The following is a 1,454-nucleotide window of genomic DNA, read 5'->3' on the forward strand; positions in this document are numbered from 1 at the left end:
CCGCCGCCGGTTCCCGCCACATAGGCGGATATGGTGCGCGCCACCTCCACGGGCGACGGCAAAAGCCAACCCGGCACAGCCTCAAGCGCCGAGGCCCCCCACCATGCCGCCAACGCAAAAAGTGGCAGACACCAGGGCAAGATCCGTGAACCTGCCAGCCTAGTCATGTCGATTTTTTCCGGCCCGCAAGGCATCCACAAAGCTGCGGTCCACAAGCGTGCCATAGTCCGGTTCCTGCGCAATGATGCCAAGCTCTTTCATGCGCGCGCCCAAGGCCGTAAGGCGCAGCATGAATGCATCATCCATATCCCAGGCCAGCTCCATATTTTCCGCAGACGCCTGGAGCAGTTTTCTGTCCACACCGAACAGCGACGCCGCAGAATCAAGCCACAGCTTCCTGTCCGCAGTCAGCGCTTCTGTAACCGCCTTGTGCGCGGCCACCATGCGCATGGCCGTGTCCGGATGTTCCCTGATAAAATCCGCGCGCATGAGCATGCCGCTGTTGATGGTTCCGATGCTGTCGCCGTAGTATGGATAGGCGAGAATGCGGCCGTAGCCCTGCATGACCGCCTGCGTGGGAAAAGGTTCGCCGGACAGAAAGGCATCCACATTTCCTTTTGCCAGAGCCGTACCCATATCAAAAAAATCAATGCGCATGAGCGTGACATCCCGATCGGGATCAATACCCTCCCGGTGCAGTACCTCGCGCAACAATATTTCGTGCATGGTTCCCGGAACATAGGCAATACGCTTTCCCCTGAGGTCGGCTGCCGTTCTGACAGGCCCGTCTTTTGCCGTCACAAGGGCCGAACACCTGTTGCCCAGCGCCGCCACCAGCCGCACAGGCTCGCCCCGTGACGCCGCCTGAATTGCCAGGGCCAGCGTGGTTCCCGTCATGTCCAGACTTTGCGCCAGCAGAGCGGCTTTCTGATCCGCCGGATTGGTAAACGGCCGCACTTGCACCTTCAGGCCGGGATTGGCGGGCAAGGCATACTCTTCATACAGAAAGGGCTGTATGGTCTGGGCGGTCTTCCAACTGCCCACACGCCAGGTTTCAGCCGCGCACGCCACGTTTTCCACGCCGCACATGGCAATGCCCGCAATGCCCAGGCCAGCCAAAACCAGACGCACACTCCGCAGGGCCGCGCCGGTTACAATGTTCTTCCATGCCGTCACGTTTTTTCCTCCTGCCAAGGCATATGTGCGTCACTGATCCAGGCCGGAACGTTGTGCCCAAGGCGCATCAAGGGCATAACCGGCCTCAAGCAGCATGCTCAGGGCATCCCGCACCGTAAACCCTTGCCATTCCTCCGTACTTTCCGTATCGGCCCGCGGCACTGCGCCGGATTCCACCACAAGCACATTGGCTCCCCAGGCCAGAGCTTCGGGCGTGGGCGGGTGCACGCAAATATCCGGCGTCTGCACGCCGCCGGCAAGGCGCGTCACTGCCGCTA

Annotated in this window: 1 protein-coding gene and 1 pseudogene; both read right to left on the reverse strand. The window is 61.0% G+C overall.

What is annotated here, in order from left to right; all coding sequences use genetic code 11:
• Positions 1–159: 159 nt before the first annotated feature.
• Complete coding sequence (locus V6C16_RS13175; protein ID WP_333536602.1) at positions 160–1,176, reverse strand: ABC transporter substrate-binding protein; 1,017 nt, start codon at positions 1,174–1,176, stop codon at positions 160–162.
• 30 nt (positions 1,177–1,206) lie between these two features.
• A pseudogene (locus V6C16_RS13180) lies at positions 1,207–1,454 on the reverse strand (hypothetical protein); the annotation flags it as partial.

This window comes from Desulfovibrio sp. 1188_IL3213 (genome assembly GCF_036763145.1).
Lineage (GTDB): Bacteria > Desulfobacterota > Desulfovibrionia > Desulfovibrionales > Desulfovibrionaceae > Desulfovibrio.